Below are 6,063 nucleotides of genomic sequence, written 5' to 3' on the forward strand. Positions count from 1 at the left end.
CTGCGGCCCGGCCTCATTGCGCACGGCGCGGGCAAGCATCGGCTCGGAGATATCGATGCCAAGGGCCAGCCCGTCCGGACCGGCGGCACGCGCCAGCGACGCGGTGACGTTGCCCGGACCCGAGCCGACGTCCAGCGCGATACCGCCCTGCGGGACGGCCAACCACTCCAGCGGCAGTTGCCACGCGCTGATCCAGCGCCGGGAAAGCGCTTGGGCGTTGTCGTACAGCATCGATCCGATCGGTGAGGCCCAGGCCGCCTGGATCGGGCCGGTGTTCTTCTCGACTGGACCGTCGTTATCGGCGCCGAGCAGGTCGAGATAACCGTTGCTCACGTCCGGATCGGCCGGCGGGTCGATCAGCAGGTCCAGGGCTCGCCGGAGTGCGGGAGGCAACGAGATGTGCACGTCGGTCATGTGTCTCCTTCAATGAAATGCCAAGCCAGACGCCAGAAATCGAATGAAAGCCGCGAAGCGTCGGCGCCGGTAGGTCCCCGCTCGCAGCCTACGCCGAGCCGCCCGGCGCTTCGACTGCTGCGAATTGTCGGCCGGGTTACCGGTGGACGACGGCGTGCTCGCGGACCAGGGCGTACAGCCGCCAGTAACCGGGGACGCCCTTGAGCGCGGTCTCACCGCGGTCGCCGAACCGGTGCCGCGACCCGGTGACGATGTCGCGCAACGTGGATGACACCAGCACCTCGCTGGGCCCGGCGAGCGCCGCCACCCGTGCGCCGATGTGGACGGCCATGCCCGCGACGTCCGCGCCGCGCATCTCGACTTCACCGGCGTGAATGCCGACCCGCACCTCTATTCCCAGAACGTGAACGGCGTCCACGATGGCGTCGGCGCAGGCGATCGCCGCGCTCGGGCTGCTGAACGTCGCGACGAATCCGTCTCCGGCCGTGTTGACTTCGCGGCCGCCGAACCGCTGCAGCGCGTGACGCACGATGGTGTCGTGGTTGTCCAGCAGGTCGCGCCAGTGGTGATCACCCAACGCGGCGGCGCGCTCGGTGGAGCCCACGATGTCGGTGAACATGATGGTGGTGAGCAGCCGCTCGGCGTCGGAGCCGCCGCGCACCCCGGTGATGAACTCTTCGATCTCGTCGAGCATGGGGCCGGTGTCGCCGACCCAGTACAGGACGTCTTGGCCGGGCAGTTCGACGAGGTGCGATCCGGCGATGCGCTCGGCGAGGTAGTGCGCGTGCTCGACGGGGCTGAAGCCGGGGTTGTCGCGATGCAGGATCAGCGTCGGCACGGCGATGCGAGGCAGTCGGTCGCGGACATCGCCCTGCCTGACCTTGTTGATGAAAGTACGGGCCATGCTGGGTGACGCGGCCCGGTTGCCGGCCATGTCCCACCACGAGCGGAACGCGGCGTCATTCGCCATGGAGGGCGCGATGATGCCGAGCATGTCGAAGCCCTGATCGACGGCGTCCGGCTCCATCCCGATCGACGTGAATCGATCGGCGGCGTCGAGGTCGGCGCCGATGGGGTAGTCGGGAGCGCGCAGCGTGCGCGCCGCGCCGTTGGCGATCACAAGGTTGTTCACTCGGTCGGAGTGGTCGGCGGCGAGAACGACACCGGTCAGCGACGTGAAACCTGGGGCGAAGATCGTGGCTCGCTCGCAACCGACCGCGTCCATGACCGCGAGCGCGTCCTGGGCCCACGATTCCGGGCCCAGCATGTCCAGCGAGGGAACCCGCGACGACAGGCCGATCCCGCGCTGATCGAAGCGGATGACTCGGCAGAACGACGCGAGCCGACGATGAAAGCGGTACATCGCGGGCTCGAGGTCGACGCAGTCGATCGGGATCAGCGGGCCCGGCAGCATGAGCAGGTCCATCGGGCCATCGCCGAAGAGCTGATAGGCGATGTCGATCTCGCCGCAACTGGCGTACCGGGTCCGCGGAGCCGCAGAACTCCCAGCCACCGCTCAAGGCTAGTTCAGCGTGCCGACAATGTAAGGGCTCTCAGCGGCCTCGCGCGCTGTTGATGATCGGAACCAGATAGCGCGCGGCGTACTCGCGAACCGCAGCCGCATCGGAGGTGTCGAGCCGGTCGGTGGGAAAGACGATGATGCCCAGCGCGACGCGAAGCAGGATATCGGCGACGTTGTTCAGGTCGGAGTCGGCCATGCCGGCGCCGCAACGCCGCAGGGTACGCGCGATTCCGTCGGCGAACTGGCGAATCGGGAAGGCATGCGACCGGGAGAACATGCCGAAGAGTTCGGGTTCGCTTTCGGCGATTCGCGAATACAGCGGTGAATCCTGCACCAGGCGCACCCCGAGCGCGAAGGCCTCGACAACGGCCTGTTGCGGGTCACAGCCCGTCGTCGCCTGGTCCAGGGTGGCGAAGAACAGACCGGCCTCGCGGCGCACCACCTGGGCGAACAGCTTCTCCTTGGTCGGAAAGCGACGGTAGATGGTGCTGCGGCTGACGCCGGCCCGGGCGGCGACGTCGTCGATATTGGCGCGACGCACGCCGTAGGTTTCGAACACGGTTCGCGCGGTGTCCAGGATGGTGCGATCGAGATCGGTGAGCGCTTCGGCAGTGGCAGAGCCCGGTTCGGACTGCATGATTGGCGGCATCGTATCAACTCCTCGACCTGGTTCATCGCCGACTTTTCGGGCAGCGGTGCCGGCCCGGAACGTGCGACGGCGGTGAAGCCTTGCTAGGGTGTTGAAACAAAGATACGTCTTTGTGTCAATAGTTCACAACGTTCACGGCCATGCCGCGCGTTGCCGGTGCGACAGGGAGGTGGGCATGACCGCCCAGAACGACGGGTTCGTCTCGGCGACCGCTGGGTCGCGTTTCGACACCGGCGTTCGCGAAGCGATGCCCATGCCCGTCGATGACGAGGTCGCCGACACCGCCCCGCGGCTGGGCCCGGACTCGTTGATCTGGAAGTTCTATGGGGACGTTCGGACTCAGCTCTTCGGGTTTCAGCGCACGGCCGGGGTGGAGAACTGCATCGAACAGCTGGCCCAGGGCGTGCTGGACCATTCCGTGGTCTTCAGCGACACGCTGGGCCGGGCCAAGCGGACCGCGCCACCCCTGATGAACACCGTCTACTCCGACGAGCCCCACGAGTGGGGCCGCAAGGTGCGCGACTTTCACAAGACGATCAAGGGCACCGTCAGCGACGGCTCGCGATATCACGCGCTGAATCCGGAGCTGTTCTACTGGGCGCACGCCAGCTTCGTCGACCAGGTCATCTACAACGCCGACACGTTCATCCGCCGCCTGTCCCACGCCGAGAAGGAACAGATCTTCAACGAGGGCAAGCTCTGGTACAGCCTGTACGGCGTCAGCGACCGGGGGCAGCCGCAGACCTACGACGACTTCGTGGCCTACTGGGACGAGATGCTCGACCGGTTCGTCCCGCACAAGACGGTGCTGTACGGCACCGGCTATATCCGCAAGGGCATACCGGGTCCGCGCCGGATTCCCAAGTCGATCTGGAAGGTCCTGTCGGCGCCGCTGAACGCCTACACCCGGCTGATCGTGGTCGGAACTCTGCCGCCGCAGATGCGCGAGGTGTGCCAGCTGCAGTGGGATGCCAAGAAGGAGAAGCGTTTCCAGCGCATCGCCGCGGCCCTTCGAGCGCTCGATCCGCTGCTCAACCGGCTGCCCGTCCGGGTGCTCTACACGAGCTGGGCCGCCGCGGCGTGGCAGCGCGCGGGCGTCGACCCGCGCCGGCTGCACAACCAACCGGGCACGTAACCAAATCTTGCCGCTGCCGCATTTGTCGTGACACCGCGCGGGCGCATAGGGCATCGTGGTTAGCCGGCTCCGCATTGGGGCATTCCGCTCTGTCGGCCGAGTGGCCGGTCGAGCGAGCCGATGGCAGGGCGACCCCGAAGGAGAACCGCGATGCAGATGACGGGCAACACCGTTCTGGTCACCGGTGGCGGCAGCGGCATCGGCCGTGGCCTGGCGGAATCTTTCCACCGATTGGGCAACCAGGTGATCATCGCCGCCCGGCGCAGCAACCACCTACGGGCCGTAGCGGAGGCCAACCCGGGCATGCAGACCCTGTCCCTCGATCAGGGTGACCCCGCCGACATCCGGCGATTCGCCACCGAGCTGACCGACCACTACCCGGATCTCAACGTGGTCGTCAACAACGCAGGGATTCAGCGGGTCGAGGACCTGACCGGTAGCAACGTCGGCTTGGCCGAACAGAGCATCGCCATCAACCTGCTCGGCCCCATCCGGCTGACATCGGCACTGCTGCCGGCGCTGCTGCGGAAGCGGCACGCCACGATCCTCAACGTGACGTCCGGGCTGGCCTTCATGCCCAGCGCGCTCACCCCGACCTACTGCGCCGCCAAGGCGGCACTGCACTCCTACACCGAGTCGCTGCGGTTCCAGCTGCGTGACACGTCGGTGCAGGTGATCGAGATCATCCCGCCCCACGTCCAGACCGCGCTGCAGGGCGAGCGCGGATTCGACCCCCGGGCGATGCCGCTGGAGGACTACATCACCGAGACGATGAGCCTGTTGCAGACGCAGCCGCAGGCCAAGGAGATCGTGGTGGAGCGCGTCAAGATGTTCCGGTTCGCCGAGCGCGACGGCACCTACGACGACATTTATCCCCGTTTCAACGAGGCCATCACGGCGATGCTCGGCAGTTAGTTCGGGCGCGTTGCTGCATGCCTTTAGGCGGTGGGCCCGGACGCTGCGGGACGACTTGCGCGAACCGGCATCGCGTTGAACACCGCGTGCACACCAATGAAACTCCCTGTGAAATAAGGCGATACGGCGATACGAGGGCGTGACCAGACCCCCGGCGTCCTTGGCGTACCGGTCCCCGATGGGACAGGATCGAGGACATGGGCGATGTCGACTTCTCGTTGTTGGACGTCCCGCGCGCGACACCGGTCGAGGATGCCGACGCCTATCTACGCGCGGCGATCGCCTGGCATTTCGGCGACGACACCGGTTCGCCGTTCTGGCTGCGGGCCGCTCGCACGCTGGACTTCGACCCGTTGACCGACATCAACACCTTCGCCGATCTGCGCCTGTTTCCCAACCTGATCAACGAATTACGCAGTGTCGCAGTGGAGGACCTCATTCCTCGCGGTTACGCGGCCGAGGGATCCGTGGCATCGTTGCCACAGATTTTCGAATCCGGCGGCACCACCGGAGCCCCGAAGCGCACTGTGCAGATGCCGGATTGGGTCGAACAGGTCATCGAATGGCAAACCGACGATTTCGCTGCGGGCGGTTTCCGGCGGGGCCAGGGCTTTCTCTGCTTGATGCCAAGTGGGCCGCACGGCGTCGGCTATTTCTCCCGGCTGGTGTCGCAGCGACTCGGCGCGGTTTTCCACGCGATCGACATCGATCCCCGCTGGGTCAAGAAGATCGCCGCGCGCGGCGCCGCCGCCGAAGTGCGGGCCTACGTCGAGCATGTCGTCGAACAGGCCGTCTTCGTGTTGCAGACACAGAATGTCGCGAACCTGCACACCACGCCGCCGCTGCTGGAGGCGATCGCCCGCGACGATCGGGTGGTTGACCTGGTCAACGACAAGATCCGGTACCTGCTGCTCAGCGGCGCGCATGTGGATGTCGACACGCTCGACCTGCTGCGCGGCATCTTCGGAGCGACGACGATCACCATGGCGTTCGGCAGCACCATGGTGCTCTCACAGGCGGTCACCCGACTCGTCGACGGCGACGTATTCGTCTTCGACCCGCGCACCCCGTATGTGGTGTTCTGGGTGGTCGATCCCGACACCGGGGAACGAGTGCCCTGCGGGCAGCACGGTCAGGTGGTGATGAACCACATCAGCAAGGGCATGTTCATCCCGAACAACCTGGAGCGCGACCTGGCGATCAGGATGCCGGGTCCCGGCGGGGACCTCAGCGATTCGGTCAGCGAGGTGCGGCCGGTGACCACTTTTGAGGGCGAGGCCGTCACCGAAGGCGTGTATTGAGCATGGTCGGTGAAAAAGCTCCACCGCAACCGGTTTGGTAACCCTGGACGCGCTCGGTGCGGGCGGCGGTTATCGAACCCGCAAACGCGAGGTCATCACCACGACGGCAGGCACCGCGGCCGCCGAG

General features: G+C 66.4%; 6 protein-coding genes. 3 read left to right on the forward strand and 3 right to left on the reverse strand.

What is annotated here, in order from left to right; translation table 11 throughout:
• From A5652_RS17665 to A5652_RS17675, 3 genes are all read right to left on the reverse strand, one after another.
• Positions 1–414 (reverse strand): methyltransferase domain-containing protein (locus tag A5652_RS17665; RefSeq protein WP_156745404.1); only part of this gene is annotated, 414 nt, incomplete at its 3' end.
• Positions 415–550: 136 nt separating this feature from the next.
• Entirely contained in the window at positions 551–1,927 is a 1,377-nt protein-coding gene (locus A5652_RS17670; RefSeq protein ID WP_067354152.1) for an adenylate/guanylate cyclase domain-containing protein, read from the reverse strand.
• Between the two features lie 40 nt (positions 1,928–1,967).
• Positions 1,968–2,573: a TetR/AcrR family transcriptional regulator gene (locus tag A5652_RS17675; protein WP_067354168.1), complete on the reverse strand. Its 606-nt coding sequence runs from the start codon at positions 2,571–2,573 to the stop codon at positions 1,968–1,970.
• Positions 2,574–2,760: 187 nt separating this feature from the next.
• On the opposite strand from A5652_RS17675, the gene A5652_RS17680 reads away from it, so the two are divergent.
• The 3 genes from A5652_RS17680 (at position 2,761) to A5652_RS17690 (ending at position 5,936) form a co-directional block, all read left to right on the forward strand.
• A complete protein-coding gene (locus tag A5652_RS17680) occupies positions 2,761–3,720 on the forward strand; it encodes an oxygenase MpaB family protein (protein WP_067354155.1) in 960 nt (319 codons plus the stop codon).
• A gap of 150 nt (positions 3,721–3,870) precedes the next feature.
• Positions 3,871–4,635 carry an SDR family oxidoreductase gene (locus A5652_RS17685; RefSeq protein ID WP_067354160.1) on the forward strand — a complete coding sequence of 255 codons (765 nt, stop codon included), beginning with the start codon at positions 3,871–3,873 and terminating at the stop codon, positions 4,633–4,635.
• Between the two features lie 197 nt (positions 4,636–4,832).
• On the forward strand, positions 4,833–5,936 hold the full coding sequence (locus tag A5652_RS17690; RefSeq protein WP_067354164.1) for an AMP-binding protein: 1,104 nt from the start codon (positions 4,833–4,835) through the stop codon (positions 5,934–5,936).
• Positions 5,937–6,063: the final 127 nt, after the last annotated feature.

This window comes from Mycobacterium sp. 1165178.9, from assembly GCF_001673555.1.
Lineage (GTDB): Bacteria > Actinomycetota > Actinomycetes > Mycobacteriales > Mycobacteriaceae > Mycobacterium.